Origin of the sequence: Methylobacterium sp. 77 (assembly GCF_000372825.1) — a bacterium.
Taxonomy (GTDB): domain Bacteria; phylum Pseudomonadota; class Alphaproteobacteria; order Rhizobiales; family Beijerinckiaceae; genus Methylobacterium.
In genome coordinates, this window is record NZ_KB910516.1 from 2,309,023 (window position 1) to 2,335,141 (window position 26,119).

At 68.6% G+C, this 26,119-nt stretch carries 22 protein-coding genes; 15 read left to right on the forward strand and 7 right to left on the reverse strand.

The window, feature by feature from the left end:
• The first annotated feature begins 54 nt into the window (after positions 1-54).
• The gene (locus tag A3OK_RS0111000) at positions 55-2,016 is read left to right on the forward strand and encodes an SDR family NAD(P)-dependent oxidoreductase (protein ID WP_019904919.1); all 1,962 of its coding nucleotides are present in this window, start codon (positions 55-57) and stop codon (positions 2,014-2,016) included.
• Positions 2,017-2,029: 13 nt separating this feature from the next.
• Here A3OK_RS0111000 and A3OK_RS0111005 read toward each other — a convergent pair whose 3' ends face one another.
• From A3OK_RS0111005 to A3OK_RS0111015, 3 genes are all read right to left on the reverse strand, one after another.
• Positions 2,030-2,959 carry an NAD-dependent epimerase/dehydratase family protein gene (locus tag A3OK_RS0111005; RefSeq protein ID WP_019904920.1) on the reverse strand — a complete coding sequence of 310 codons (930 nt, stop codon included), beginning with the start codon at positions 2,957-2,959 and terminating at the stop codon, positions 2,030-2,032.
• Positions 2,956-3,984, reverse strand: coding sequence for a glycosyltransferase family 4 protein (locus A3OK_RS0111010; RefSeq protein WP_019904921.1), 1,029 nt, complete (start codon positions 3,982-3,984; stop codon positions 2,956-2,958). The genes A3OK_RS0111005 and A3OK_RS0111010 overlap by 4 nt, the downstream gene beginning before the upstream one ends.
• Positions 3,985-4,135: 151 nt before the next feature.
• Entirely contained in the window at positions 4,136-6,199 is a 2,064-nt protein-coding gene (locus A3OK_RS0111015; protein WP_019904922.1) for a protein meaA, read from the reverse strand.
• 393 nt (positions 6,200-6,592) lie between these two features.
• Here A3OK_RS0111015 and ccrA point away from each other — a divergent pair, with 393 nt between their 5' ends.
• Positions 6,593-7,873 (forward strand): crotonyl-CoA carboxylase/reductase, encoded by a 1,281-nt coding sequence (ccrA, locus tag A3OK_RS0111020; RefSeq protein ID WP_019904923.1) that lies wholly within the window; start codon positions 6,593-6,595, stop codon positions 7,871-7,873.
• Between the two features lie 15 nt (positions 7,874-7,888).
• Here ccrA and A3OK_RS24310 read toward each other — a convergent pair whose 3' ends face one another.
• The gene (locus A3OK_RS24310) at positions 7,889-8,056 is read right to left on the reverse strand and encodes a hypothetical protein (protein WP_019904924.1); all 168 of its coding nucleotides are present in this window, start codon (positions 8,054-8,056) and stop codon (positions 7,889-7,891) included.
• A gap of 190 nt (positions 8,057-8,246) precedes the next feature.
• Between A3OK_RS24310 and leuD the strand changes: the two genes are divergently transcribed.
• The 3 genes from leuD to A3OK_RS0111045 all read left to right on the forward strand — a co-directional run bounded on the left by leuD (position 8,247) and on the right by A3OK_RS0111045 (position 10,755).
• Entirely contained in the window at positions 8,247-8,849 is a 603-nt protein-coding gene (leuD, locus tag A3OK_RS0111030; RefSeq protein ID WP_019904925.1) for a 3-isopropylmalate dehydratase small subunit, read from the forward strand.
• 81 nt (positions 8,850-8,930) lie between these two features.
• Positions 8,931-10,121, forward strand: coding sequence for a lytic murein transglycosylase (locus A3OK_RS0111035; protein ID WP_019904926.1), 1,191 nt, complete (start codon positions 8,931-8,933; stop codon positions 10,119-10,121).
• Between the two features lie 451 nt (positions 10,122-10,572).
• Entirely contained in the window at positions 10,573-10,755 is a 183-nt protein-coding gene (locus A3OK_RS0111045; protein WP_019904928.1) for a hypothetical protein, read from the forward strand.
• Between the two features lie 104 nt (positions 10,756-10,859).
• Here the strand turns inward: A3OK_RS0111045 and rplS are convergent, their stop codons facing one another.
• Positions 10,860-11,315: a 50S ribosomal protein L19 gene (gene rplS, locus A3OK_RS0111050; RefSeq protein WP_019904929.1), complete on the reverse strand. Its 456-nt coding sequence runs from the start codon at positions 11,313-11,315 to the stop codon at positions 10,860-10,862.
• 276 nt (positions 11,316-11,591) lie between these two features.
• On the opposite strand from rplS, the gene A3OK_RS0111055 reads away from it, so the two are divergent.
• The 4 genes from A3OK_RS0111055 to A3OK_RS0111070 all read left to right on the forward strand — a co-directional run bounded on the left by A3OK_RS0111055 (position 11,592) and on the right by A3OK_RS0111070 (position 14,380).
• Positions 11,592-12,158: a NifU family protein gene (locus A3OK_RS0111055; protein ID WP_019904930.1), complete on the forward strand. Its 567-nt coding sequence runs from the start codon at positions 11,592-11,594 to the stop codon at positions 12,156-12,158.
• Between the two features lie 123 nt (positions 12,159-12,281).
• On the forward strand, positions 12,282-12,962 hold the full coding sequence (tsaB, locus tag A3OK_RS0111060; RefSeq protein WP_026597142.1) for a tRNA (adenosine(37)-N6)-threonylcarbamoyltransferase complex dimerization subunit type 1 TsaB: 681 nt from the start codon (positions 12,282-12,284) through the stop codon (positions 12,960-12,962).
• Positions 12,959-13,480, forward strand: a complete 522-nt coding sequence (locus tag A3OK_RS0111065) for a GNAT family N-acetyltransferase (protein WP_019904932.1) — start codon at positions 12,959-12,961, stop codon at positions 13,478-13,480. The genes tsaB and A3OK_RS0111065 overlap by 4 nt, the downstream gene beginning before the upstream one ends.
• A 27-nt stretch (positions 13,481-13,507) precedes the next feature.
• On the forward strand, positions 13,508-14,380 hold the full coding sequence (locus A3OK_RS0111070; RefSeq protein WP_026597143.1) for a lysophospholipid acyltransferase family protein: 873 nt from the start codon (positions 13,508-13,510) through the stop codon (positions 14,378-14,380).
• Positions 14,381-14,386: 6 nt separating this feature from the next.
• Here A3OK_RS0111070 and A3OK_RS0111075 read toward each other — a convergent pair whose 3' ends face one another.
• Positions 14,387-16,801 carry an MASE4 domain-containing protein gene (locus tag A3OK_RS0111075; protein WP_245259343.1) on the reverse strand — a complete coding sequence of 805 codons (2,415 nt, stop codon included), beginning with the start codon at positions 16,799-16,801 and terminating at the stop codon, positions 14,387-14,389.
• A 310-nt stretch (positions 16,802-17,111) separates the two neighbouring features.
• Here A3OK_RS0111075 and miaB point away from each other — a divergent pair, with 310 nt between their 5' ends.
• The 6 genes from miaB to A3OK_RS0111105 all read left to right on the forward strand — a co-directional run bounded on the left by miaB (position 17,112) and on the right by A3OK_RS0111105 (position 24,409).
• A complete protein-coding gene (gene miaB / locus A3OK_RS0111080; RefSeq protein ID WP_019904934.1) occupies positions 17,112-18,452 on the forward strand; it encodes a tRNA (N6-isopentenyl adenosine(37)-C2)-methylthiotransferase MiaB in 1,341 nt (446 codons plus the stop codon).
• Between the two features lie 177 nt (positions 18,453-18,629).
• Positions 18,630-19,673, forward strand: a complete 1,044-nt coding sequence (locus A3OK_RS0111085) for a PhoH family protein (RefSeq protein ID WP_019904935.1) — start codon at positions 18,630-18,632, stop codon at positions 19,671-19,673.
• Positions 19,673-20,170, forward strand: a complete 498-nt coding sequence (gene ybeY, locus A3OK_RS0111090) for an rRNA maturation RNase YbeY (protein ID WP_019904936.1) — start codon at positions 19,673-19,675, stop codon at positions 20,168-20,170. The genes A3OK_RS0111085 and ybeY overlap by 1 nt, the downstream gene beginning before the upstream one ends.
• 36 nt (positions 20,171-20,206) lie before the next feature.
• Complete coding sequence (locus tag A3OK_RS0111095) at positions 20,207-21,331, forward strand: hemolysin family protein (protein WP_019904937.1); 1,125 nt, start codon at positions 20,207-20,209, stop codon at positions 21,329-21,331.
• A 129-nt stretch (positions 21,332-21,460) separates the two neighbouring features.
• A complete protein-coding gene (gene lnt / locus A3OK_RS0111100) occupies positions 21,461-23,152 on the forward strand; it encodes an apolipoprotein N-acyltransferase (RefSeq protein WP_019904938.1) in 1,692 nt (563 codons plus the stop codon).
• A 51-nt stretch (positions 23,153-23,203) separates the two neighbouring features.
• Positions 23,204-24,409 (forward strand): MFS transporter, encoded by a 1,206-nt coding sequence (locus A3OK_RS0111105; protein WP_019904939.1) that lies wholly within the window; start codon positions 23,204-23,206, stop codon positions 24,407-24,409.
• A gap of 70 nt (positions 24,410-24,479) precedes the next feature.
• Here A3OK_RS0111105 and A3OK_RS0111110 read toward each other — a convergent pair whose 3' ends face one another.
• The gene (locus tag A3OK_RS0111110; RefSeq protein WP_019904940.1) at positions 24,480-26,069 is read right to left on the reverse strand and encodes a catalase; all 1,590 of its coding nucleotides are present in this window, start codon (positions 26,067-26,069) and stop codon (positions 24,480-24,482) included.
• Positions 26,070-26,119 lie beyond the last annotated feature (50 nt).

Consider the following 26,119-nt stretch of genomic DNA (forward strand, 5'->3'; position numbering starts at 1 on the left):
GATGCGTTGACAGAAGGGCATTCCGTCGCCGATACCGCGCCCGGCCCGGAGCCCATGCAGCAGCGCACGTACAAGACGGCGGTGATGGTGGTCCACGATTGCGTGGCGACCGTCCTGGCCGTGACCCTCACCTTCATCTTCCGCTTCAACGGTGAGCTGCTCGCCGAGCGTCTGCACGCGCTCCCGATCCTGCTGCCGCCGTTCATCGTCTACGCCGCCTTCGTCTACGGCCGGTTCAAGCTCTACCGGACCAAGTGGCGCTTCGCCTCGCTTCCCGACCTCGCCGGGATCGTGCGCGCGGCGAGCGTCCTCGCCCTCAGCCTTCTGGTGGTCGATTACGTGCTCGTTTCGGCGAACATGTACGGCTTCTATTTCTTCGGGAAGATCGCCATCGCCCTGTACTGGGTGCTTCAGATCTTCCTGTTGGGCGGCACCCGGCTCGCCTTCCGCTACCTGAAATACACCCGCTCGCGGCAGAGCCACGCCCGCGCGGCCACGACCCCGACGCTGCTCTTAGGGCGCGGCACCGATATCGAGCTTCTCGTCCGCGCCATCGAATCCGGCTCCGTTCGGCGGCTCTCGGCCAAGGGCATCCTGTCGCCCCGCGCCGACGAGACCGGCCAGATCATGCGCGGCGTCCCCGTGCTCGGCGGATTCTCCGATCTCGAGCGCGTCGTCGCCACCCTCGCCGCGGAAGGGACCCCGGTGCGCCGCCTCGTGGCGGTGCCCAACGCCCTGACGCCGGATGCCGAGCCCGACGACCTGATCGCCCGCGCCCGCCGCCTCGGGCTTCCGCTCTCGCGGGTGACCAGTCTCGGCGAGGGGATGCGCGACGCCGAACTGGCGCCGCTGGAGATCGAGGACCTGCTGCTGCGGCCCACCGTCTCGATCGACCGGCCGCGCCTCGAGCGCTTCCTCGCCGGCACCCGCGTCATCGTCACCGGCGGCGGCGGCTCGATCGGCTCAGAGATCGTCGCCCGCGCCGTGGCCTTCGGCGCAGCTTCGGTGCTCGTGGTCGAGAATTCCGAGCCGGCCCTGCACGGCATCCTGAGCCAGCCCGCCATCGCCGCCGCCGACGTCACCGGCGCCCTGTGCGACATCCGCGACCGCGAGCGCCTGCACGCGGTCTTCGCCGCCTTCCGGCCGGACTACGTCTTCCATGCCGCCGCCCTGAAACAGGTGCCCTATCTCGAGCGGGACTGGTCCGAGGGCATCAAGACCAACGTGCTCGGCTCGATCAACGTGGCCGACGCGACCATCGCCGCCCGCGCCCGCGCCATGGTGATGATCTCCACCGACAAGGCGATCGAGCCGGTATCGCAGCTCGGCGTCACCAAGCGCTTCGCCGAGATGGTGGCCCAGGCCCTCGATGCCGAGCAGGCGGCCGACCCGCAGGACAAGCCGACCCGGCTGATTGCCGTGCGCTTCGGCAACGTGCTGGGCTCGGTCGGCTCGGTGGTGCCAGTGTTCAAGGCGCAGATCGCCCGCGGCGGCCCGCTGACGGTCACCGATTCGGAGATGGTGCGCTACTTCATGACCGTGCGCGAGGCGGCCGACCTCGTCCTGACCGCCGCCTCCCATGGCGACCGGGAGGGCCGCAACGTCGCCCTCCCCGCCTCCGGCACCGATCAGCGCGCGGCGGTCTATGTGCTCAAGATGGGCCAGCCGGTGCGTATCCTCGACCTCGCCGAGCGCATGATCCGGCTCGCCGGTTTCGAGCCCGGCGAGGATATCGACGTGGTCTTCACCGGCTCGCGGCCGGGCGAGCGCCTGAACGAGATCCTGTTCGCCCGTGAGGAGCCGCGTGTCGCCCTCGACGGGATCGACGGTGTCATGGCGGCCAAACCGGTCTTTGCCGACCGCACGGTGCTCGAAGGCTGGATCGAGGCCCTGAAACGGGCGGTGGAGAGCCATGACAGGGCCGCGGCCGACGCGGTGTTCGAGGTCGCGATCCCGGATTACCGCCACCGCGCGGCACGATCCGCCGAGCCGAAGCCTGTCCCGGCGATCGCTTAAACCCGGCGATCGCTCAAGTGGCGGCGTCGCCGCGAGCCAGGGCCGCGAGCCCCTCCGACGAGGTCAGCCTCGGTTGCCAGCCCAGAGCCGCCAGCCCGTCCGACCGTACCACGAGATCGCTGGAGAGGCGCGCAAAAGCCTCGCTGCGGCCGGTCAATCGGCAGGCGAGGCCGAACAGGCTTTCCGGACAGGGAACGAGGCCGGGCCGCCGTCCGAGGCCGGACCGCAAAGCCGCGATCATGTCGGGCAGTCTCAGCGCCTCCGGTTCGGCGGCGGCGAGGGCGCGGCCGAGCGTTCCCCGGTGACGCAGCACCGTGACGATGGCGGCGGACAGGTTCTCCACCGAAATCAGCGAGCGGCGCCCGCTGAGGCCGGCGAGCGGCAGGGGATAGGGCGTTTGCGCCAGTCGCAACAGGGTGGCCATGTTGCCCTTCACGCCCGCGCCGTAGACGAGGACCGGTCGCAGGGCGACCCAGTCGATCCCGATCTCGGCCAGGGCGTTCTCGGCGGCGAGCTTGGAGCGGCCATAGGGGTCGGTGGGGTGGGCCTGATCCGCTTCCGTGACAATCCCGGGTGCGCTGATTCCGGTCTGGGCCCTGATCGAGGACAGGAACACGAAGCGCCCGATCCGCGCCTTGGCGGCGGCCTCGGCGAGGCGTCGCGTCGCCTCGATGTTCGAGGACCGGTAATCGTCCTCCGGCGTGCCCGACATGGCATGGGCGAGGCCGGCGGAATGGACGATGGCGTCGACGCCGGCGAGGGCTGCCGACATGTTCATAGGCCGGCTCAGATCGCCGACGACGGCGCCGCTGGCGCCCTCCGGCACCTCGACCGGGCGCCGCAGGAGCACGCGGACCCGGTATCCCTGCGCCGAGAGCGAGCGCAGCAGGTGGCGGCCGATGAAGCCCGTGGCGCCGGTGAGCGCGATCAGCTCTCCGCTCAAGGGGCAGTTCCTCTTTGCACGGTTCCTGCCCGCACGGTCGAGAACCGACGCAGCGTGGCGACGACGAGGACTATCCCCGCCGCCAGGGCCGCGACGGTGACGAGCGTGGACGGCCAAAGCAAGGTCGCCCCCGCAAGGACCGCCAGGGCGATGTTGACGATGAAGATCCGGCCGACGACCTCCATCACCGAGAAGCCGTTGGTGGTGGCGCGCTGATAATAATGGCTGCGATGCGCCTTCCAGACCGGCTCGCCCCCGGCGGCGCGGCGCAGCAGCGTCAGCGTGGCATCGGCGAGGGAGTAGAGCGGCAGGAGGATCGCTGCCGCCAGCCCGCCCTGCAGGCTCAAGCGATACAGCAGCCAGGCCACCAGCAGGCCGATCGGCAGGGAGCCGACATCGCCGAGGAAGAGCCGGGCCACCGGCCGGTTGAACGGCGCGAAGCCGATCAGCGCACCGAGGAGGGACGCCGCCACCAGGGTCGGGAGCGGCGGCAGGCCGCCGGCGAGGCCGAGGAGCGCCAGGGCGGCCGAGACCGGCACCATGGCCGAGACCGTCATCCAGTCGAGCCCGTCCATGAAGTTCGTCAGGTTCACGAACCAGACACCGGCCAGCACCGCGAAGGCGCGCTCCGCGACGAGAGGAATGTCCGGCAGCAGCCGGCCATCCACCGACAGGACGAGGCCGGCCACGGCGAGGGTCTGGAGGCCGAGGCGGAGGGAGGCCGGGAGCGGCCTGATGTCGTCCACCGCACCGACGACGGCGAGGATCAGCGTCGCATGGGCGAGGACGAGCGCCTCCATCGCATCCGGCATCGGCCTCGCCGCGACCGCCGCCGCGAGCGCGCCGGTCGCCAGGATGGCGAGGACGATGGCGATGCCCGCGCCCTGGGGCGTCGGCACGCTGTGGCTCGACCGCGCATTCGGGCGGGCGAGCGCGTAGCGCTGCAGGATCGGTTTGAGGAGCACGATCAGGACCGCGCTGAGGCAGGCGGCCAGCGGGACGGCGACGAGCGGCGCGAAGGGCATTGTCGTGTGGGAATCCGCTGAGGTCGCGAGGTCGTGCGGCGTCCCTAGCTCTTTTCGACGCCGACGAGGAGAGGTCACGTCTCGGAGAAGCCGCCTCTCTGAGAGCGTGCCACAGGCACCCTCCCCCGTGGGCGAGGGAGGGCGCGCCCGGTCAGAACACCTTCTCGCCGCCCTCGCGCACGGCGGAACCCGCGACGCCGGCCGCGGCATCCGCCTTCTCCGCGGCGCGCTTGTCGAGGGCGCGGCCCACGACCTTGGCAATGCCGACCATGATCGTGTCGAGGATGTAGTCCTTCGGGGTGTAGACCGCCGTCACGCCCATGTTCTTGAGCACGAGTTCATCGTCCGGCGAGATGATGCCGCCGACGACGAGGGGGACGTGGTCGAGGCCGGCTTCCCGCATCTTCGCCTTGACGTCGCGCACCAGGGGCACGTGGCTGCCGGACAGGATCGACAGGCCGACCACGTGGGCGCCCGTCGCCTTCGCCTTGGCCACGATCTCGGCCGGGGTCTGGCGGATGCCGTCATAGGTCACGTCGAACCCGACGTCGCGGGCGCGGAGCGCGATCTGCTCGGCGCCGTTCGAATGTCCGTCGAGGCCCGGCTTGCCGACGACGAGCTTCGGCGTCTCGCCCAGGCGCTCGCCGAGATCGGCGATGAGGAGCTTGGCGTCCTCGGCGGCGCCCGACGAGATCGTCTCCAGGCTGACACCGGTCGGCGCCCGGTACTCGCCGAAGACCTCGCGCAGGCGGGTGCCCCATTCACCGGTGGTGACGCCGGCCTTCGCCGCCGCGATCGAGACCGGCATGATGTTGGCGCCCGAGCGCGCGGCGGCCTCTAGGTCGTCGAGGGCCTTCTCCACGGCCTTGCCGTCGCGCTTCGAGCGCCAGTCGCGGATGCGCTGCTCGGCCTCCATCTCCACCGTCTCGGAGACCGTGAAGATGGCGCCGTCGCCCGCCGTGAGGGGCGAGGGCTCGCCGGCCTGGAACTTGTTGACGCCGACGACGACCTGATCGCCGGCCTCGATGGCGGAGATGCGCTTGGCGTTAGATTCCACCAGCGCGCGCTTGAGGGCCCCGGTTTCCACCGCCGCCACCGCGCCGCCGATGCCGCCGATATCCTTCAGCGCCGCACGGGTCTCTTCCTTCAGCGCCTCGACCTTGGCGTCGATGACCTTGGAGCCGTCGAAGATGTCGTCGTATTCCAGTAGGTCGGTCTCGAAGGCCAGGATCTGCTGCATCCGCATCGACCATTGCTGGTCCCAGGGGCGCGGCAGGCCGAGCGCCTCGTTCCAGGCCGGCAACTGCACGGCGCGGGCGCGGGCGCGCTTCGACAGGGTGACGGCCAGCATCTCGATGAGGATGCGGTGGACGTTGTTCTCGGGCTGCTGCTCGGTCAGGCCGAGGGAATTGACCTGGACGCCGTAGCGGAAGATCCGCTTCTTCGGGTCGGTGATGCCGTAGCGCTCCTGGGCGATCTCGTCCCAGAGTTCCGAGAACGCCCGCATCTTGCAGATCTCGGTGACGAACCGCATGCCGGCATTCACGAAGAACGAGATGCGGCTGAACACGTCGGCGAAGCTCGCCTCGTCGAAATTCGGGTCGTCGCGCACCGTGTCGAGCACCGCGATGGCGATGGCGAGCGCGTAGGACAGTTCCTGGACCGGCGTCGCGCCCGCTTCCTGCAGATGGTAGGAGCAGACGTTCATCGGGTTCCACTTCGGCACTTCCTTGGTCGTGAACAGGATCACGTCCTTGGTCAGGCGAAGCGATGGGGCGGGCGGGAACACGTAGGTGCCGCGCGACAGGTATTCCTTGATGATGTCGTTCTGCGTCGTGCCCTGAAGGCCGGCGAACGGAACGCCCTGCTCCTCGGCGACGGCGAGATAGAGCGACAACAGCCACGGCGCCGTGGCGTTGATCGTCATCGAGGTGTTCATCTGCGAGAGCGGAATCTGGTCGAACAGCGCCCGCATGTCGCCGAGATGGGCGATCGACACGCCGACCTTGCCGACTTCGCCGCGCGCCAGTTCGTGGTCCGGGTCGTAGCCGGTCTGGGTCGGCAGGTCGAAGGCCACGGAGAGGCCGGTCTGGCCCTTGGCGAGATTGCCCCGATAGAGTTCGTTCGATTCCTTGGCATTGGAATGGCCGGCATAGGTCCGGATGATCCAGGGCTTGTCGCGCTTGACCTCGGCGACGGTCGCACTCGCGCTCATTCCACTGACTCCACTCGATTCCAAGGGCGCGCTCACCCGCGCATATTGCGCAGCACCCTAACCAAGCGACGGGCACACGTCATCTGGCCGAAGGTCCGACATCGAAGCGTCCGGTTGAGAATGTTTCGAAAAATTCTAGACGACAGGATCAAGCGAATTGAACGAGGCTCGTTGGCATGGACGGAGCGAGTTGCTTGTAAAGTATTGATGCCGATGCAGAATATGCTCGTCCGGATGCGCCGCGCAGCCAATTAAATAATGTATTCACGAAATCTGGGCGGATCATGTCCCGTCACTTGTGGCGGAAGCCGGCCTCATGGCCTTTTTGGGGGCCTTGGAGCGGTTCGGGTTCGTCGATATAGGGTCGCTCAGAAGAATAATGGGAGAGCCAGGATGTCGGCGAGCGCGGCCTTGAACACGACGGAAGCCAAGGACCTGTACGAGATGGGCGAGATTCCGCCCCTCGGTCACGTGCCGGCGAAGATGTATGCCTGGGCGATCCGGCGCGAGCGCCATGGGCCGCCGGAAGAGTCTTTCCAGCTCGAGGTGGTTCCGACCTGGTCGATCGGTGACGACGAAGTGCTCGTCTACGTCATGGCCGCCGGCGTGAACTACAACGGCGTCTGGGCCGGGCTCGGCGAGCCGATCTCCCCCTTCGACGTGCATAAGGCCGACCTCCACATCGCCGGCTCCGATGCTTCGGGCATCGTCTGGGCTGTCGGCGCCAAGGTGAAGCGCTGGAAGATCGGCGACGAGGTCATCGTCCATTGTAACCAGGATGACGGCGACGACGAGGAGTGCAACGGCGGCGATCCGATGTTCTCGCCCTCGCAGCGGATCTGGGGCTACGAGACCCCGGACGGCTCGTTCGCGCAGTTCTGCCGGGTGCAGTCGCGCCAGCTGATGCCGCGCCCCAAGCACCTGACCTGGGAAGAAGGCGCCTGCTACACCCTGACCCTCGCCACCGCCTACCGCATGCTGTTCGGCCACGCGCCGCACACCGTGCGTCCCGGCCAGAACGTGCTGATCTGGGGCGCCTCCGGCGGTCTCGGCGTGTTCGGCGTGCAGCTCTGCGCGGCGTCCGGCGCCAATGCCATCGCGGTGATCTCGGACGAGTCGAAGCGCGACTACGTCATGAGCCTCGGCGCCAAGGGCGTCATCAACCGCAAGGATTTCGATTGCTGGGGCCAGCTGCCCAAGGTCAACAGCCCCGAATACAACACCTGGCTCAAGGAAGCCCGGAAGTTCGGCAAGGCGATCTGGGACATCACCGGCAAGGGCAACGACGTCGATATCGTGTTCGAGCATCCCGGTGAGGCGACCTTCCCGGTCTCGACCCTGGTGTCCAAGCGCGGCGGCATGATCGTGTTCTGCGCCGGCACCACCGGCTTCAACATCACCTTCGACGCCCGCTACGTCTGGATGCGCCAGAAACGCATTCAGGGCTCGCACTTCGCCCATCTGAAGCAGGCCTCGGCCGCCAACCAGTTCGTGCTGGACCAGCGCGTCGACCCCTGCATGAGCGAGGTCTTCCCCTGGGACAAGATCCCGGCGGCCCACACCAAGATGTGGAAGAACCAGCACCCGCCCGGCAACATGGCCTGCCTCGTCAACGCCCCCCGCGCCGGCCTCCGCACGCTGGAAGACGTGATCGAAGCCGGTCCGAAGCGCTGAAAACGACGGTGCGTCTCAGCGCTTGCCCTCCGCGGGCAGGTGCTGGGCGTAGGCCTCGCGCTCCTCGCGCTGCTTGATCAAGTCATCATAGGCCTGGCGCATCTCCGGTGACACGGAAACGCTCCGGGCCTTTTCCTTTTTGCGCTTGGGCGCTTTCTTGAACTGGTTGGTCGTGTCGTTCATCGCGTCGCCCCGATCTCTCGTCCGGCGCGAGCATACGCAAGTTGCGTGACGCCTACGAGATGGCGGCTCCTGCTTTCGGCATGCCGACGCCGCTGATATGTAGCGGGCGACACGGATCACCCGGCGATCGCGCCCGTCCTCCTGTGATAGGCGCGCGAGCGAACCGCGAACGGACGAACGGCGAAGTACCATGGACAAGTTCACCACCCTGACCGGCGTTGCCGCGCCGATGCGCATCACCAACGTCGATACCGACCGGATCATCCCGAAGCAGTATCTCAAGACGATCAAGCGCACCGGGCTCGGCAAGGGCCTGTTCGCCGAGATGCGCTACAACGACGACGGCTCCGAGAACCCGGACTTCATCCTCAACCGGCCGGCTTATCGCAGCGCCAAAGTGCTGGTGGCCGGAGACAATTTCGGCTGCGGCTCCTCGCGCGAGCATGCCCCCTGGGCGCTGGCCGATTTCGGCATCCGTTGCGTCATCTCCACGAGCTTTGCCGACATCTTCTTCAACAATTGCGCGAAGAACGGCATCCTCGCCATCGTCGTCTCTGCGGACGACCTCGAGAAGCTGTTCGACGATGCCGAGCGCGGCGCCAACGCGACCGTGACGATCGACCTCGAGAGCCAAACCATCAAGGGGCCGGATGGCGGCACCCTGCATTTCGACATCGATGCCGGCCGCAAGGAGAGCCTGCTCAACGGCCTCGACGAGATCGGCCTGACGCTGATGCGCGCACCCAAGATCGACGCCTACGAGGAGAAGCTGGCCGCGCGCGGATTCGCTTGAGCTCGGGCATCATCACGGTTCGTTTACCATGAGCGCGCCTTAAAGATGGGGACTCGCCAAAAACCGCCCGGGAGACCGCCCATGACGTCGCGCGCGAAGCTGACCGCCCTTCTCTGCCTCGCGGGAGCCGCCGCTTCGGGGCCGGCGCAGGCCGACTTCCGCTCCTGCCTCGCCGGCCTCCAGGCCGAGGCGGCGTCGCAGGGCGTCTCGGCCCAGACCTTCCGCGCCGCCACCGACGGCATCGCCTTCGACGACAAGGTGATCGAGCTGTCCCAGGCCCAGCCCGAGTTCAAGACGCCGATCTGGGACTACATGGCGGCCCTCGTCGATGACGAGCGCGTGGACGACGGCAAGGCGGCGATGAAGCAGCACGCCCAGGCGCTCGCCAGTGCCGAGGCGCGCTACGGCGTCGACCGCTACACCATCGCCGCGGTCTGGGGCGTCGAATCGAATTTCGGCAAGAACCTCGGCAAGATGCCCCTGGTCCAGTCCTTCGCGACCCTGATCTGCTCGGGCCACCGCCGTGCCGGCTTCTTCAAGGGCGAGCTGATGGCGACCCTGAAGATCATCGAGCGCGGCGACATCGCGCCCGAGCGCCTGATGGGGTCCTGGGCCGGCGCCTTCGGCCAGACCCAGTTCATGCCCACCACCTACCAGCGCCTCGCCGTCGACGGCGACGGCGACGGGCGCCGCGACCTCGTCGATTCGGTGCCGGATGCAGTCGCCTCCACCGCCAACTTCCTGCGCGTGGCCAAATGGTCGAACGGCCAACCCTGGGGCTACGAGGTGCGCGTGCCGAAGGGCTTCAATGCCGGGGCGGCGGGCCGCAAGAACAAGCACGCCGTGGCGCATTGGGCGTCCATGGGCGTCACCCGGGTCGATGGCCGCCCGCTCTCCGCCGACGGCCCCGCCGGCATCCTGCTCCCCGCCGGAATCAACGGCCCGGCTTTCCTGGTGACCCGGAATTTCGACGCGCTCTATTCCTACAACGCGGCCGAATCCTACGGCCTTGCCATCGCGGTGCTGTCCGACCGCCTGCGCGGCCGCTCCGGCATCCAGGCCGAGTGGCCCACAGACGATCCGCCGCTGTCGCGCGCCGAGCGCCGCGACCTCCAGACCCGACTGACCGCCCAGGGCTACGATGTCGGCGAGCCGGACGGCAAGGTCGGCTCCAAGACGCGCGACGCGATCAAGGATGTCGAGCGCAAGCTCGGCATGCCGCCGACCGGGCGTCCGGGCGCGAAGGTGCTGGAAGCCCTGCGTCGGGGATGAGATTCTGGCGGTGGGGTCGATCCCCGCCGCCTATTGCGCGACGCCGTGCCCTCCTCCCGCGGCTCCGCGCCGTCTCAGAACGAGGCCGGGAAGGGCGATACGATCTCGCGAGACGTGAGACCGGCGGTTCGTCCGCCGCGCGCACCGGTCCTGTGTGGCTGCTATTTGGAAGACCATCGCGGAGCTGAATCCGATGGTCTCGATCCGACGATCGCCGGAGAGCCCGAGCGCTTCATTCCATCCTCGACCGAGCGGCAGGACGACGTGGATCACGGCGTGTGACGCCGCACGTTGTTCAATGGCTGATCATAACGACGTCGGATTAGGCAGCGCTGGCCTGTCGTTGACCCTTATGTAGCTGAAACATGCACTAAGGTAGATCATGTTGTATAAAAAAGTGGCACTCGCTGTCGTGGTGATTGTAGCGTCGTCGACGGTGAGTTTCGCCGACATGTCGGGAAAGCGCGGAGCGCAGCAGCGTCAGCGGGACATCGATGCGACCTATTCCATCGACCGGCGTGCCGATCCGGCGGGTCTCATCGACCGGGCGCCGAAGCGGGAGATGAAGATGGTCCCCTTCCCCCGTGGCGGGCGGCTCGAGATGATCCTGGTCCCGGCCGATCCCACGGTGTGATTGCGACCGGAGCCCGGATGAGGCGCCGACGCCTCTCGCCGCAAACGAAAAAGGCCGGGCAAACGCCCGGCCTTCCGCATTCTCTGGCGGGTCGCGCCGAAATCTTACTCGGCAGCGGTCTTCGCGGCGGACTTGGCGGCCTTCTCGGCCTTGCGGGCGTCCTTGTTGGCCTTCGAGGCATCGGCCTTGGCGGCCTTCTCGGCGGGGCGATCGGCGCGCTCGACGATACGGGCCGACTTACCGCGACGGTCGCGCAGGTAGTACAGCTTGGCGCGGCGGACCTTGCCGCGACGCACGACGGCGATCGAATCGATCATCGGCGAGTAGACCGGGAAGACGCGCTCGACGCCCTCGCCGTAGGAAATCTTGCGGACGGTGAAGCTCTCGTTGAGGCCGCCGCCGGAGCGCGCGATGCACACGCCTTCATAGGCCTGCACGCGGGTCCGCTCGCCTTCCTTCACCTTGACGTTCACGGTCACCGTGTCGCCGGGCTGGAAGTCGGGAATGGTCTTGCCGAGCGAAGCGATCTGCTCCTGCTCGAGCTGCTGGATGATGTTCATGGTCAAGTTCCTGCCGGTGCGCGCCCACGATCCCAGGAGGGGACAGCGTGCGTCAGGATTTCGGCATCCTGTTTTGAGTTGTCGCGGGCCATACAGGAAGCATCGGCGATTGTCGACATGCCGGCTCTCGAAAGCGCCGGGGTCAGGACGGCGTCATCCTGCGCCGGTTGAGAAAATCCCGCGCACGGTCCACATGAGAAGGTGGGTGCGGGCCATTGCCTGCGCCCTTCCCGGCCGGCCTTGAACCGGCGCAGCGGATGAGGATTTATCAGAGCCATGTTCATCCAGACCGAAGCCACTCCCAATCCCGCGACCCTGAAGTTCCTGCCGGGGCGCGTGGTGCTGACCGAATCGACCTTCGAGGCGCGCGATGCCGAATCCGCCGCGCGCTCGCCCCTGGCCCAGCGCCTGTTCGACGTGCCCGGCGTCGCCGGGGTCTATTTCGGCCACGACTTCATCTCGGTGACCAAGATCGAGAACGAGCATGGCTGGCCGCAGGTGAAGCCGGCGATCCTCGGCGCGATCATGGAGCATTTCCAGTCCGGCGCCCCGGTCCTCGCCGAAGGCGTCGTGCTCGGCGGTGACGACGCGGAGGAGTTCTACGACGAGGCGGACCACGACACCGTCGTCACGATCAAGGACCTGCTCGAGACCCGCGTCCGCCCGGCGGTCGCCAGCGATGGCGGCGACATCACCTTCCGCGGCTACAAGGAGGGTGTGGTCTATCTGGAGATGAAGGGCGCCTGTTCCGGCTGCCCGTCCTCCACCGCCACCCTGCGGCACGGGGTGCAGAACCTGTTCAAGCACTTCCTTCCCGAGGTGCGCGAGGTCCAGGCGGTCTGAACGTCGTCGCAAGCGCGCAACACTCCGCGTCCTTCGTCGCCTTCGAGGCCGCCCCGCGCTGACGGGGCGGCCTTTTTCGTCGTAAACTCATAAGCCCGGCGGGCATCCCGATCTGGAGTGACGTTGCGTATCCTGGCTATCGACACGGCGCTCGACGCCTGCTCCGTCTGCATCGCGACGGACCTCTCCGACGATCTTCTCGCCGAAGAATCCATGACGCTGGCACGGGGTCATGCCGAGGCTCTGCTTCCCATGCTCGAACGCGTGATGGCGCGGGTGGATGGCGGGTTCGAGAGCCTCGACCGCGTCGCCGTCACCGTCGGCCCCGGCAGCTATACCGGCCTGCGGGTCGGCCTTTCGGCCGCCCGCGCGGTCGGGCTCGCCGCTGGCATCCCGGTGATCGGCGTCACCACCCTCTCCGCCCTTCTGGCGCCGTTGCTCGCCACTAGCGGCGAGGGCCTGATCGCCGCGGCGATCGATGCCCGGCACGGCTCCGTCTATTTCCAGGCCATGGACATGGCCGAGGGCATCGTCGTGCCCCCCAGCCTCGTTCGCCTCGAAGAGGCGGCGGACCTCGTCGGGCGCGGCGCCATCACCCTCGTCGGTTCCGGCGCGCCCGCTCTGTCCCAGCTGCTGAAATCCCGTGGCCTCACCGCGACGATCAGCGATGCCGGTCCGCCGCAGATCGCCTGGATCGCCTCCCTCGGCATGCTCGCCGATCCCGCCCAAGCCCTGGCGCGACCGCTCTACCTGCGCGGACCCGACGCCGTTCCCCAGGATCATGCGAGGCTGGCCCGCCGATGATTCGCCCGATTTCGCCGCTCTGGGCCCTCGATTGGTGGCTCGCCTGGTGGGACGCCTGGGGCGGAGAGCCCTACGTGGCGCCGCTGCGCGATTCCTCTGCCGCCCCCGCTCTGGCTCGCCTTCACGCCACCGCCTTCGCCCGGCCGTGGGATGCGCATGAATTCGAGCGGATGCTGTGCGAGCGCTCGACCGAGGCCCATGCCCTCTGGCGCGCCGGGACGATCCAGGGATTCGTCCTGTCGCGCCGCGCGGCCGACGAGGCCGAGATCCTCACCGTCGTCCTGGCGCCCTCGGCGCGCGGAGGGGGACTGAGCCACAAGCTCGTGCGCGAGCATCTGGGGCACCTGGCGCTGAATGGCGTGAGCAAGGTCCATCTCGAGGTTGACGAGGGCAACGCGGCGGCGCTGAAGCTCTATGCCCGGCACGGATTCAAGCAGGTCGGCGAGCGGACCGGGTATTACGCCCGTGCCGACGGCAGTCGCGCCACCGCCTTCACCATGACGGCGACCCTGTCGTGATCCGCGGCTCCTGATCGACGGCCGATGATGACGCGACTCGGCACCGCCATCCGGCTCCTGATCTGTGTCCTCGCCTTCGGGGTGCTGGTCGGGCCGCACCTGCTCAGCCTGAGATTCGGACGTGGGCGGATCGCCGCCCACGCGCCGACCTATTTCCACCGGGTCTTCCTGGCTTTGTTCTCGGTGAAGGTGACGCAGAGCGGCACGCCGCCCGCCCTGGGCGAGCCGGCTTTGGTCCTGTCCAACCACATTTCCTGGCTCGATATCCTCGTGCTCGGGTCGTTGCGGCCGCTCTCCTTCGTGGCGAAGTCCGAGATTTCCGGATGGCCGGTGGTGGGAACCCTGGCCCGGCTCCAGCGCACCGTCTTCATCGACCGGGCGCGTCGCGCCGCCACCGCCAGCGTCAACGCCACGGTGGCGAACCGGCTCACCGATGGCGACCTCATCGTCCTCTTCGCCGAGGGCACCACCGGCGACGGGACGAGGCTGCTGCCGTTCCGCTCCTCGCTCGTGGGCGCCGCCCGCGCCGCCATCGATGCCGAAGGCGGCACGCGCGACCGGGTCCGGCTCCAGCCGCTGGCGATCACCTATCCGCGCCGCAACGGCCTGCCCCTGATCCGGTCAGAGCGGCCGGGCGTCGCCTGGTATGGCGACATGGAACTCGCGCCGCATCTCGCGCTGTTCCTGAAGGAGGGCCCGATCGACGTCCACGTGGTCTGGGGCGATCCCATCGCCTTCGAGGCCGGCACCGACCGCAAGCGCGCCACGGCCATGGCCGAGACCTCGGTGCGCCGGGCGATGCAGAAATCGGTGACGGGACGGGGGGAGGACGGGCTCGTGAACCGCCCGGTGGCCGATCCCGAGCCGGAGACTCTCACTTCCGCGGATATCGCCGCCTGAGGCCGGTCAGGCCCGGCCCATCACCAAGCGCAGCTTCTCCGCCAGATCCTGGCGCAGGTAGGGCTTGCTGAGGAGCGGCTGGTCCGCCGGCACGCCCTGGTCTCCGAGAGCGTTGCCGGTGTAGCCCGAGGTCAGCAGGATGCGCAGGGCCGGGCGTCGGCGCCGCGCCTCGACGGCGAGCTGGACCCCGTTCATGCCGCCCGGCATGACCACGTCCGAGAACAGGATGTCGATCCGATCCTCGCTCCCGAGCCGGTCCAGCGCGGCGGCGGCGTGGGAGGCCGTCACGGTGCGGTAGCCGAGATCGGTCAGGCTATCGACTGCCATGTCGAGCACGGCCGGCTCGTCCTCGACCACCAGGACGACTTCGCCCTCCACCGCCCGGCGCAGCGGCATGATCTGGTCGGCCTGCCGCTCTACCGCCCGCTCGGACGAGCGCGGCAGGTAGATGTCGATGGCGCTGCCCCGACCGGGCTCGCTCGACAGATGCACCGTTCCGCCGGCCTGCTGGGCGAAGCCGTAGACCTGACTGAGGCCGAGACCGGTGCCCTTGCCGACCTCCTTCGTCGTGAAGAAGGGCTCGAACGCCCGCGCCACCGTCGCCGCATCCATGCCGGTGCCGCTATCCGTCACCGTGATGCGGACATAGGCACCCGGCGAGAGGGAGCGCAGGCCGGCATGGCGGTCGACGCCGATCTCGGCATTGGCCGTCCTGACGACCAGCGTTCCCCCCGCCGGCATCGCGTCGCGCGCGTTGACGGCGAGGTTGAGGACCGCGCTCTCGAACTGGCCGGGATCGAGGCGGACGGGATCGAGGGACGCGTCGAGTTCGAAGCTGACGCCGATCGTCTCGCCGACCGCGCGGTGCAGGAGCGTGCGGAAATCCATCAGCAGGCGGTTGGGGTTCACCGTCTCGGGCCGCAGGACCTGGCGTCGCGAATAGGCGAGCAGCTTCTCGGTGACCTCGGCGCCGCGCCGCGCCGCGACCATCGCCGAATGGGCGAGTTTCTCGACCCTCTGCGCGTCGCCGGAGCGTCGCAGCATCATGTCGAGATTGCCGACGATGATGGTGAGGAGGTTGTTGAAATCATGCGCCACGCCGCCAGTGAGCTGCCCGATCGCCTCCATCTTCTGTCCCTGGACGATGCGTTCCTGCGCCTCGCGCCGGTCGGTCGTGTCCATGACGATGCCGGCCAGCGACCGGGTGTCTCCCGCCTCGTCGAGATAGGCCTTGCCGCGAAGGGCCACCCAGCGGATCGCCCCGTCTCCGGCGCGGCGGATGCGGAATTCCGTCTCGAAACCGCCCTGCCGCGCAGCCGACGCGATGGCGTCGTCGAGAATGGCCGCATCGTCGGGCAGGACATGCCCGCGCAGCTCCGCCAGGCCCCAGCGCGGCTGCAGAGTGTCGTAGCCGAAGATGCTGTCGTGGCGCAGGCTCCGGCGTGAGGTGTCGGCCGACAGGTCGAGGGACCAGTCACCCATATCGGCGGCGTCGAGGGCGATGGCGAGGTTGTCGCGCGCGAGCTGGAGTTCGGCGCGCTGGCGCTCGCGCTCGGCGGCCGTCCCCTCGGCGCGTCCGTAGAGGAAGTCGACCTCGCGCAGATAGACGCCGAGGACGATGATCCCGGCGGCCAGCGCCTCCATCCGGCCGGAGAACCAGCCGACCGTGCCACGGGCTGCGCCCGCCATGGTGATGACGCTATCGAGCACGAGCAGCAGCAGCGAGACGGCGAGCCAGAGCTGCAGCACCGTCCGCAACCGGGTGGTCCAGCACAGGGTGACCAGCGCCACGAGGGTCAGGGCGACCACGCCGGGGCCGATGCCGCTAGTCGCGAGCAGCGAGTAATCGTCGCCCTCCACGCTTTTGGGCAGCCACGCCACGTAGCGGTGCACCAGGAGGGCGATGAGCCCGACGAGGAGAACAGTGCCGACCACGGTCCACCATGCCGCCGCATCGGTGCGGGCGGACGGGACCCGGCGGTCGCGGTCGCCTCGCTCGGCCAGGGCGTAAGGCAGGGCGAAGAGCGGTGGCCCGATATGCCAGAACGTCCAGAGCCAGGTCGTCGTGTCGGGCCCGGTGCCGAGCAGCCGGCCCGCCGCGAACACGTTGGGAAACGAGAGCAGCTGAACCAGGACGATGAGGGTGGTGTAGAGGCTGCCGGCGGCGAGCAGCAGCAGCGGCACGGAGCGTGTCCGGCGATATTGCGTGAACAGCAGGAAGGTCGTCACCGCGTAGACCGCGATGAGCGCCGATTGATAGCTCGGAACGAAGCCCGGCATGGGCGCGGTCGGCGACGCGGCGATGGGCAGGAGCGCCACCGTCATCGCGGCGAAGGCACTGGCGACGCAGACGGCGAGCATGCGCTGAAGCGTTGTCGCGGGTGCGGAGGCGAGGGTTTCGAGGCTGCGATCCGGTGTCACGTAAACCCTGCTCCGCATGGGGAAAAACGTGACGAATCCGTCACCGGTGTCGGGATGAAAAAACTAGTCGCCTTCCTATTTGTTGAAAAGCTTTACCTTGATGAAAGCGCGGCCGCAGTGGTTTTTATTTCAGACATTGTTGCGAGCGTTGCAGTGAAAGCTCAGGCATTCGCGACGTGACCAGTCTGCCCGGCCGTCTTTCGCCGACCGATCCGAGGAAGCGACGGGCCGGGCGAAACGTGCTAGCACGGGGCCGGACAGAGGTATTTTGCAGGGCGCCCGCGGGCCCCACGATGTCGGAACAGGTTCGTTGAAGAAAGCCTTCGTCAAATCCTACGGCTGCCAGATGAACGCCTACGATGCGGGCCGCATGGCGGACCTGCTGGGCAGCCAGGGCTACGCCGCCACGGAGACCGTCGAGGAGGCGGATGTCGTCATCCTCAACACCTGCCACATCCGCGAGAAGGCCGCCGACAAGGTCTATTCCGAACTCGGCCGCCTGCGCGTCCTGAAGACGGCCCGGGCGGAAGCCGGCCTCGACACGCGGATCGTGGTGGCCGGCTGCGTCGCTCAGGCCGAGGGCAAGGAAATCCTGGCGCGGGCGCCCGCGGTCGACGTGGTCGTCGGCCCGCAGAACTATCATCGCCTGCCCGATCTCCTCGCCCGCTCGAAGGCGAGCCGCGTGGTCGACACGGAATTTCCCGTCGAGGACAAGTTTGACCACCTGCCCGTCCGCCGGACGGCGGCGGTGTCGTCGTTCCTGACCGTGCAGGAAGGCTGCGACAAGTTCTGCGCCTTCTGCGTGGTGCCCTACACGCGCGGCGCCGAAGTCTCCCGCTCGGTCGAGGCGATCCTGGACGAGGCGCGCAAACTCGTCCGTGGCGGAGCCCGCGAGATCACGCTGATCGGGCAGAACGTCAACGCGTATCACGGCGCCAGCGCCGACGGGGCGTCGGTGACGCTGCCCGCACTGATGCGCGCCCTCGAGGCGATCCCCGGCCTGCTGCGCCTGCGCTACACCACGAGCCATCCCAACGACATGGCCGACGACCTGATCCGGGCGCATGGCGAGATCGCCGCGCTGATGCCCTACCTGCACCTGCCGGTTCAGTCCGGGTCCACCCGCGTGCTCCAGGCGATGAACCGCAAGCATACGGGCGACGCCTACCGCCGGCTGATCGAGCGCGTGCGCCGGGTCCGGCCCGATATCGCTCTCTCTTCCGATTTCATCGTCGGCTTCCCCGGCGAGACCGACGCGGAGTTCGAGGAGACCATGCGGCTCGTCGCCGAGATCGGCTTCGCCTCGGCCTATTCGTTCAAGTACAGCCCCCGCCCCGGCACGCCGGCGGCCGAACGCGCCGATGCGGTGCCGGAGACCGCGAAGGCCGAGCGCCTCGCCGCGCTCCAGGCTCTGCTCGACGCGCAGCGCCACGCCTTCAACGCCTCCGCCGTGGGCCATGTCGTCGAGGTCCTGGTGGAGAAGGCCGGTCGTCATCCCGGACAGGTCGCCGGCAAGACGCCGCATCTGCTGCCCGTCCAGTTCGACGCCGCGCCCTCCACCATCGGCACAGTGGTGTCGGTGCGCGTGATCCGGGCCGGTTCGAACAGCCTGTTCGGCGAGATCGCCACCAATGCGGCGGCTGCCGCTTGAGCGAGCGCTTCGCCGGAGGCTGCCCCCTCGTTTCCGCCGATGGGACGGGCGTGCCCAGCCGCCTCCCACCTTCCCCTTCTGCGAGCCATCCCCACATCATGGAGCCTCGGCGTGCCGGCATCTGACGGTCTGAGTGGACGAGGCGCGCCGTTGCGCGGGCGTGGGCCTGCTGCGCGAATGGGAGAGATCGTGGAGACGGTGGATGTGTCGCTGACCTTCGACGACAACCGGCTCGCGAGCCTCGTCTTCGGCCAGTACGACCAGAACGTCGCCCATATTGAGCGGCGCCTCGCCGTCACCGCCACGGCTCTCGGCAACCACCTCGTGGTCAAGGGGCCGCCGGATGCGGCCGAGAAGGCGCGCAAGGTCTTCGAACGGCTCTATGCCCGCGTGAAGGCGAGCGGCACCGCCCTCACCCTCGGCGACGTCGACGGCGCGATCCAGGAGACGACGCTCCAGGGCAACCTCTTCCCGTCCGCCGAGGTGAGCGCCGAGCCGGACCGTCCGCATTTCGACCAGATCGCCACGCGCAAACGCGGCGCCGTGCGCGCCCGCAACGCCGCGCAGGACACCTACATCAAGCTTCTGCGCAACCACGAACTCGTCTTCGCCGAAGGTCCGGCCGGCACCGGCAAGACCTGGCTCGCGGTCGGCTACGCCGTTTCCCTGCTGGAACAGGGCCATGTCGAGCGGCTGATCCTGTCGCGCCCCGCCGTCGAGGCCGGCGAGCGCCTCGGCTTCCTGCCCGGCGACATGCGCGACAAGGTCGATCCATATCTGCGCCCGATCTACGACGCGCTCTACGATTTCATGGAGGCGCGGCACGTCGACCGCAGCCTCCAGACCGGCGTCATCGAGATCGCGCCGCTGGCCTTCATGCGCGGGCGCACGCTCACCAATGCCGTCGTGCTCCTCGACGAGGCGCAGAACACGACCTCGATGCAGATGAAGATGTTCCTGACCCGCCTCGGCGAGAATTCGCGGATGATCATCACCGGCGATCCGAGCCAGGTCGATCTGCCGCCCGGCCAGAAATCCGGTCTGGTGGAGGCGGTGAACATCCTCGACGGCGTCGAGGGGGTCGGCCGCGTCACCTTCCGCGACGTCGACGTGGTGCGCCACGACCTCGTTCGCCGCATCGTCACCGCCTACGAGGCGGCGGCCCATGGCCAGGGCGACGCGGACCGTTCGCCGATGTCCCGCCGCAGGCCGCTGTCGTGATGCCGGGGCGGAAGATCGAATCGGAGATCGACATCGCCATTGAGGATCCGCGCTGGGATTCCGTGGCGGACGATCTCGAAGCCTTCGTCATCCGGGCAGTGGAGGCGGGACTCTCCGTCGCTCCGCAACTGCCGGACCATCCGATCGAGGTGAGCGTCCTGCTCACCGCCGACGACGTGGTGCAGGAACTCAACCGGACCTGGCGCGGCAAGGACAAACCCACCAACGTTCTGTCCTTTCCCGCTCCCCCGCAACCCGCCCATGCGGGCGTCGCGGTGCCCCTCGGCGACGTCGTTCTTGCGTATGACACGATGCTGCGCGAGAGTGCGGAGCAGTCGACGCCGCTTCACGACCACCTTGCGCACCTTCTCATCCATGGCACCCTTCATCTTCTCGGCCATGACCATGAGACCGGCGACGCGGAGGCGAGCGCCATGGAAGCCCTGGAGACCGAAGCCCTGCACGGTCTCGGTATTCCCGATCCCTATGCCGACTGAAGGGCGATTCCGCCCCCATTCCCAGATCAGAGAGACATGACGAACGATCGAAGTCGCGGCGCGGCTCAGGCTGCGCCCAGTAGCAGTGACGGTGAGGCGCAGGCGCGCGAGCCCTGGTACGACCGCCTGCTGCACGCCTTCCATCTCCGGCCGCGCGATTCGTTGCGCGACGATATCGAGGATGCCCTGGCCGAGCCCGATTCGGGTGAGAACGCGTTCTCGCCCCTGGAGCGGGCGATGCTCAAGAACGTCCTCGGCCTGCACAAGGTGCGGGTCGACGACGTGATGATCCCGCGGGCCGACATCGTCGCTGTCTCCATGGAGACGAGTCTCGGCGATCTCCTCAAGCTGTTCCGCACCGCCGGCCATTCCCGGCTGCCGGTCTATGGCGAAACCCTCGACGACCCGCGCGGCATGGTCCACATCCGCGACTTCGTCGACCATATCGCCGCCAGGGCCGAGGCGACCACGCGCCGTCCGAGCGCCGCCACCGTCAGCGCCCTCCCCGACACCGCCGGCGATGTCGTCGCCGTCGTCCCGCCGCGCCCGCGCCGCGGCACCCGCGCCCTCAAGGCGCTCAACCTCGGCAATGTCGATCTGTCGGCGACCCTGGCCTCGACCCGTATCCAGCGGCCGGTCCTGTTCGTGCCGCCCTCCATGCCCGCCATCGATCTGCTGGTGCGGATGCAGGCGACGCGGACCCACATGGCCCTCGTCATCGACGAATATGGCGGGACCGATGGACTGATCTCCATCGAGGACCTGATCGAAATGGTGGTCGGCGACATCGAGGACGAGCACGACGTGGCCGAAGGGCGCCTCGTCCACCGCGTCGAGGGCGATGCCGACGTGTTCGTCGCCGATGCCCGCGCAGGCCTCGCCGAAGTCTCCGAGGCGAGCGGCGTCGACCTCGTGGCGGCGGTGGGCGAGATGGCCGAGGAGATCGACACGATCGGCGGCCTCATCGTCACGCTCGCCGGGCGCGTGCCCTCGCGCGGTGAACTCATCACCGGGCCGGGCGACCTCGAATTCGAGGTGCTCGACGCCGATCCGCGCCGGGTCAAGCGGTTGCGGCTGCATCGCGGCCCGCTGAAGATCGCCCCGCTGATTCCCCTGGCCCTGCCGCCGCCGAGCAGCAGCCCGATCGCCGAAGCATCGTAGCACCGCGTGCTGGAGATCGTGCCGGACCCCCGGTCCGGGACGATGCGCCAGGCTTTTATCTCACATCAGCTTTTCCCGAGACGGGGCATCCGCGTCTCGGGCTGTTGGTCCAGCCGGGATGACCCGAAGATGAGCCACGCCATCGAGGGCGCCGACGCGCGCTCCGCGCCCGTGCGGGCAAGCGCGACGGGGCCGCTCGCTCACCTCGCGCAATGGGTCATGCTCACCTCGGGCTGGCGCCGCCTTCTCATCGCCGTCCTGGCCGGGGCGGCCGGGGCCCTGGCGATGCCGCCTTTCGGAGCCCTGCCCGCCCTCGTCCTGTCGCTGAGCGTCGCCGTCTGGCTGATCGACGGCGCGGCGACGGGGCGGCGCGGCAACCGTGGGGCCGTTCTCGCCTGCGCGCTCATCGGCTGGGCCTGGGGCTTCGGCTATCTGACCGCCGGTCTGTGGTGGCTCGGCTCGGCTTTCCTGGTGGAGGCCGACGAGTTCCTCTGGGCATTACCCCTCGGCGTCATCGGCCTGCCGGCCGTGCTGGCGCTCTTCTACGCGGCGGGCTTCGCGCTCGCGCGCCTGCTGTGGTCGCGGGGGCCTGCGCGCCTCGCGGCATTCGCCCTCGGTCTCTCCGCCTGCGAATGGCTGCGCGGGCACCTGTTCACCGGCTTTCCCTGGAACACGCTCGGCATGGCGCTCGGCCAGAATCTCTGGCTGATGCAATCGGCCTCGGTGATCGGCCTCTACGGCCTGACGCTTCTCGCCGTCCTGATCGCTTCGGCGCCCGCCACCCTCGCCACCGGCGAGACGGTACGCGGCCGCTACGCGCCGGCACTCGCGGCCTGTCTCGCGCTGGCGGCTCTGGCGCTGTTCGGCACGGTTCGGCTGCCCGCGTCGCCGAGCGCGACCGTGGCCGGGGTGCGCCTGCGGCTGGTTCAGCCGAACCTGAACCAGGACGCCAAGTTCCGGCCTGAGAACCGGGCCGACATCATCGACCGGTACATCGAGCTCAGCGACCGTGCCGCCGCTCCGAACCGGACCGGCATCGCCGACGTCACCCACGTGATCTGGCCGGAATCGGCGTTTCCGTTCCTGATTCAGCGCGATCCGGCCTCCCTCGCCCGCATCGCCGCGGCTTTCCCGGCCGGGCGCCAGCTCATCACCGGCGCCGCGCGGGCCGAGGAGCCGCTCCCGAACGAGCGTCCGCGCTTCTTCAACTCCATCCTGACGATTTCGGCCGGCCCGAAGCTCGGCGACCTCTACGACAAGGTCCATCTCGTGCCGTTCGGCGAGTATCTGCCGGGACCGCTCGACGCCGTCCTGAGGGCGGTGGGTGTGCGCCAGTTCGTCTCGATTCCGGGCGGGTTCACCCCCGGCGCCCGCTCCGGCCAGCGCCTCCTCGACGTGCCGGGCCTGCCTCCCGTCGCCGCCACGATCTGCTACGAGGCGATCTTTCCCGGCGAGATCCTGCCCACGCGGGCGCCCGGCGGTCCCCCTCCCGTGCCGGGGCTGATCCTGAACCTCACCAACGATGCCTGGTTCGGCGACACGCCGGGGCCGCGCCAGCATTTCGCGCAGGCCCGGTTGCGGGCCGTCGAGGAGGGGTTGCCCCTGGTGCGCGACGCCAATACCGGCATCTCGGCGGTGGTCGATCCGTATGGGCGCATCACCGCCAGCCTTCCCGTCGGGGTCGAGGGCATCCTCGATGCCGACCTTCCCGTCCGGCTGCCCGGCCGCACCCTCTATGCCGGCCTGGGTGACTGGCCCTTCGCCGGGATGTTCGCCGGCCTCGGCCTCATGGCGCTCCTGGCGAAGCGCCGCGGCACATAAAGATGCCGCGGCACGTAGAAGTCGCCGCGGCACATGACGACGACGTAACTCGTGAAGGCATCGAACCGCGTGACCGACACCCCTCCCCGGATCGCTCGCCCCGCCCTGGTCGGGCTCGGGATGATGCTGGTCGCGTTCAACATGCGCCCGGCCCTCACCTCCGTCGGCCCGCTGCTCGAGGCTATCCGCGCCGAGACCGGCCTCACCGCCTCGGGGGCCGCGTTCCTGACGACGCTGCCGGTCCTATGCCTCGGCCTCGCCTGTATCCTCGGCCCGGTGATGGTCCGCCGCACCGGGGCCGAGCGCGGCGTGCTGATCGCCATCCTGGTGATCGCCCTCGGCTCGGCCCTTCGCGGGCTCGGTGGTCTGCCTCCCCTCTTTGCCGGGGCCTGTATCGCCGCGACCGGGATCGGCCTCGCCGGGGTCCTGCTGCCGGGGCTGGTGAAGCGGGATTTCGCCAACAAGGCCGGGTTGATGACCGGCCTCTACACGATGGTGCTCTGCCTCGGCGCAGCCATGGGCGCCGGATCGGCGGTGCCGCTCGCCGATCTCCTCGGCGGATGGACCACGGCGCTTGCGGCATGGGCCCTACCGGCCGTGGTGGCGGCCCTGGCATGGGTCGCCCTCGTGCCCAAGCGGGAGAAAGGGGCACCGCCCCCCCGCCGCGCCCCGCTCTGGCGCGATCCCCTCGCCTGGCAGGTGACCGGTTTCATGGGCCTGCAATCGTCCCTCGCCTACATCACCTTCGGCTGGCTTCCGGTGGTCCTGCAGAGTCGCGGCCTGTCGGCGGTGGAGGCGGGGTTCGTCGCCTCGGTGATGAGCATCGGACAGGCGCCGAGCGCCCTCCTCGTCCCCGCCTTCGCCGCCCGGCTCTCCGATCAGCGCGGCATCGCGGTCGCCCTGCTGGCGCTGTCGTCCTTGAGCTTCCTCGGCCTCGTCCACGGCCCGGTCGGCCTCGTTCTGCCGCTGGGCATCGGCCTCGGATTGGGGCTCGGCGGGTTGTTCGGGCTGGCGCTGACCATCGTCGTGCTGAGGGCGCGCGATGTCGCCAGCGCGGCCGGCCTCTCCGCCATGTCCCAGGCGGTGGGCTATTCCATCGCCGCGCTCGGCCCCCTCGGGTTCGGCTTCGCGCACGACCTCTTTGGCGGCTGGGGCGTCTCGGCCGGCCTGTTCTGCGCCATCGCCGTGACGGCGGCCGCCTTCGCTCTCGGTGCGGGCCGGGACCGAAAGGTCGGCGCGGCCCTTGCGGCCGAATGAACGCATAAAAAACCCTCCGCGATCCTTTGGGATCGCGGAGGGTTTCTGCGTCTACGGTGACTACCGATGCTTACTCGGCGGCGACGCGGTGTGCGTGGCTTCCGTCGGTATAGGTCTCGGCCTGGAGGCGCTTGCCCGGGGCTGCGCGGCCCGGAAGCGGCGGCAGGGCCTTGGCCTTCTCCAGATCGATGCCAGCGCCTTCGGCGACGCGACGGCCGTAATCCTCGTCCGCATGCCAGAAGTGCCAGACCATCCGCAGCTGGATCGCCTCGGGGCACTGCTTCATGTCGCCGACGAGGTTGGCGATCAGGTCGTCACGCTCCCAATCCTGGAACGAACGGTAGCGGACGCCCGCCTGGGTGTAATCGTCCTCGGTGCGCGAGGTCTGGTAGCGGCCGAGCTGGCCCTGGACCGGCTGGTGATAGTCCTTCGCCGGCTTCGGCGCCTCGGCGAGGCCCTCACCGATGGTCGAGGGCTCGTAGTTGATGTGCCGGTTCTTCCCCGTCCCGTCGACGCCGTAGGTCATCTGGCCGTCGCGCTGGTTCGAGTAGACCTTTACGCCCGGCTGCGGCGCGTTGATCGGCAGTTGCAGGTAGTTCGCGCCGACGCGGTAGCGCTGGGTGTCCGAGTAGGACAGCGTGCGCCCCTGGAGCATCTTGTCGTCGGAGAACTCGATGCCGTCCACGAGCACGCCCGTGCCGAAGGCCGATTGCTCGACTTCCGCGAAGAAGTTGTCCGGCACGCGGTCCAGCACCATGCGGCCGACCGGCAGGAGCGGGAAATCCTCGACCGGCCACAACTTGGTGTCGTCGAGGGGATCGAACGACAGGTGGTCGTTCGGGCCGTCCGGCATGATCTGCACGCAGAATTCCCATTCGGGGAAGTTGCCGGCGGTGATGTTGTCGTAGAGGTCGCGCGTCGAGTGGCCGACATCCTTGGCCTGGATCTCGGAGGCCTGCGCCGAGGTCAGGTTGCGGACGCCCTGCTTCGGCTCCCAGTGGAACTTGCACAGAACCGCCTCGCCCGCGTCGTTGACGAGCTTGTAGGTGTTGACGCCCGAGCCCTCCATCTCGCGGTAATTCGCGGGGATGCCCCAAGGCGACTTCAGATGCGTCACCATGTGGATCGCCTCGGGGTGCTGGGCCACGAAGTCGAAGAAGCGCCAAGCCTCCTGTCGGTTGGTCACCGGGTCAGGCTTGAACGCGTGGATCATGTCGGGGAACTTGATCGCGTCGCGGATGAAGAAGACCTTGAGGTTGTTGCCGACCAGATCCCAGTTGCCGTCGACGGTCTTGAACTTGACCGCGAAGCCGCGCGGATCGCGCTCGGTCTCGGGGCTCTCCTTGGCACCGGCCACGGTGGAGAAACGCACGAACATCGGCGTCTTCACGCCGGTCTCGTTGAGCACGCGGGCGCGGGTATATTTGGAGGCCGGCTCGTCGCCGATCTTGCCATAGGCCTCGAAGAAGCCGTGCGCGCCGGCGCCGCGGGCATGCACGACGCGCTCGGGGATCCGCTCACGATCGAAATGCGTGATCTTCTCGATGAACTGGTAGTTCTCGAGGGTCGCGGGACCACGCTCGCCAACGGTGCGGGTGCTCTGGTTGTCGCGAACCGGGTGGCCCTGGCGCGTCGTCAAAATCGGGCGTTGATCGCTCATGCGTCGTTCTCTCCTGAAATATCTGGACGATACGGATGTGGCTCGCGGCG

Bases quoted from the DNA above. Each gene is read 5' to 3' on its own strand.
- A3OK_RS0111000 (WP_019904919.1), top strand. From the start codon at position 55: ATGCAGCAGCGCACGTACAAGACGGCGGTGATGGTGGTCCACGATTGC.
- A3OK_RS0111010 (WP_019904921.1), bottom strand. From the start codon at position 3,984: ATGCCCTTCGCGCCGCTCGTCGCCGTCCCGCTGGCCGCCTGCCTCAGC.
- A3OK_RS0111015 (WP_019904922.1), bottom strand. From the start codon at position 6,199: ATGAGCGCGAGTGCGACCGTCGCCGAGGTCAAGCGCGACAAGCCCTGG.
- ccrA (WP_019904923.1), top strand. From the start codon at position 6,593: ATGTCGGCGAGCGCGGCCTTGAACACGACGGAAGCCAAGGACCTGTAC.
- A3OK_RS24310 (WP_019904924.1), bottom strand. From the start codon at position 8,056: ATGAACGACACGACCAACCAGTTCAAGAAAGCGCCCAAGCGCAAAAAG.
- leuD (WP_019904925.1), top strand. From the start codon at position 8,247: ATGGACAAGTTCACCACCCTGACCGGCGTTGCCGCGCCGATGCGCATC.
- A3OK_RS0111035 (WP_019904926.1), top strand. From the start codon at position 8,931: ATGACGTCGCGCGCGAAGCTGACCGCCCTTCTCTGCCTCGCGGGAGCC.
- A3OK_RS0111045 (WP_019904928.1), top strand. From the start codon at position 10,573: ATGTCGGGAAAGCGCGGAGCGCAGCAGCGTCAGCGGGACATCGATGCG.
- rplS (WP_019904929.1), bottom strand. From the start codon at position 11,315: ATGAACATCATCCAGCAGCTCGAGCAGGAGCAGATCGCTTCGCTCGGC.
- A3OK_RS0111055 (WP_019904930.1), top strand. From the start codon at position 11,592: ATGTTCATCCAGACCGAAGCCACTCCCAATCCCGCGACCCTGAAGTTC.
- A3OK_RS0111065 (WP_019904932.1), top strand. From the start codon at position 12,959: ATGATTCGCCCGATTTCGCCGCTCTGGGCCCTCGATTGGTGGCTCGCC.
- A3OK_RS0111070 (WP_026597143.1), top strand. From the start codon at position 13,508: ATGACGCGACTCGGCACCGCCATCCGGCTCCTGATCTGTGTCCTCGCC.
- A3OK_RS0111085 (WP_019904935.1), top strand. From the start codon at position 18,630: ATGGGAGAGATCGTGGAGACGGTGGATGTGTCGCTGACCTTCGACGAC.
- ybeY (WP_019904936.1), top strand. From the start codon at position 19,673: ATGCCGGGGCGGAAGATCGAATCGGAGATCGACATCGCCATTGAGGAT.
- A3OK_RS0111095 (WP_019904937.1), top strand. From the start codon at position 20,207: ATGACGAACGATCGAAGTCGCGGCGCGGCTCAGGCTGCGCCCAGTAGC.
- lnt (WP_019904938.1), top strand. From the start codon at position 21,461: ATGAGCCACGCCATCGAGGGCGCCGACGCGCGCTCCGCGCCCGTGCGG.
- A3OK_RS0111110 (WP_019904940.1), bottom strand. From the start codon at position 26,069: ATGAGCGATCAACGCCCGATTTTGACGACGCGCCAGGGCCACCCGGTT.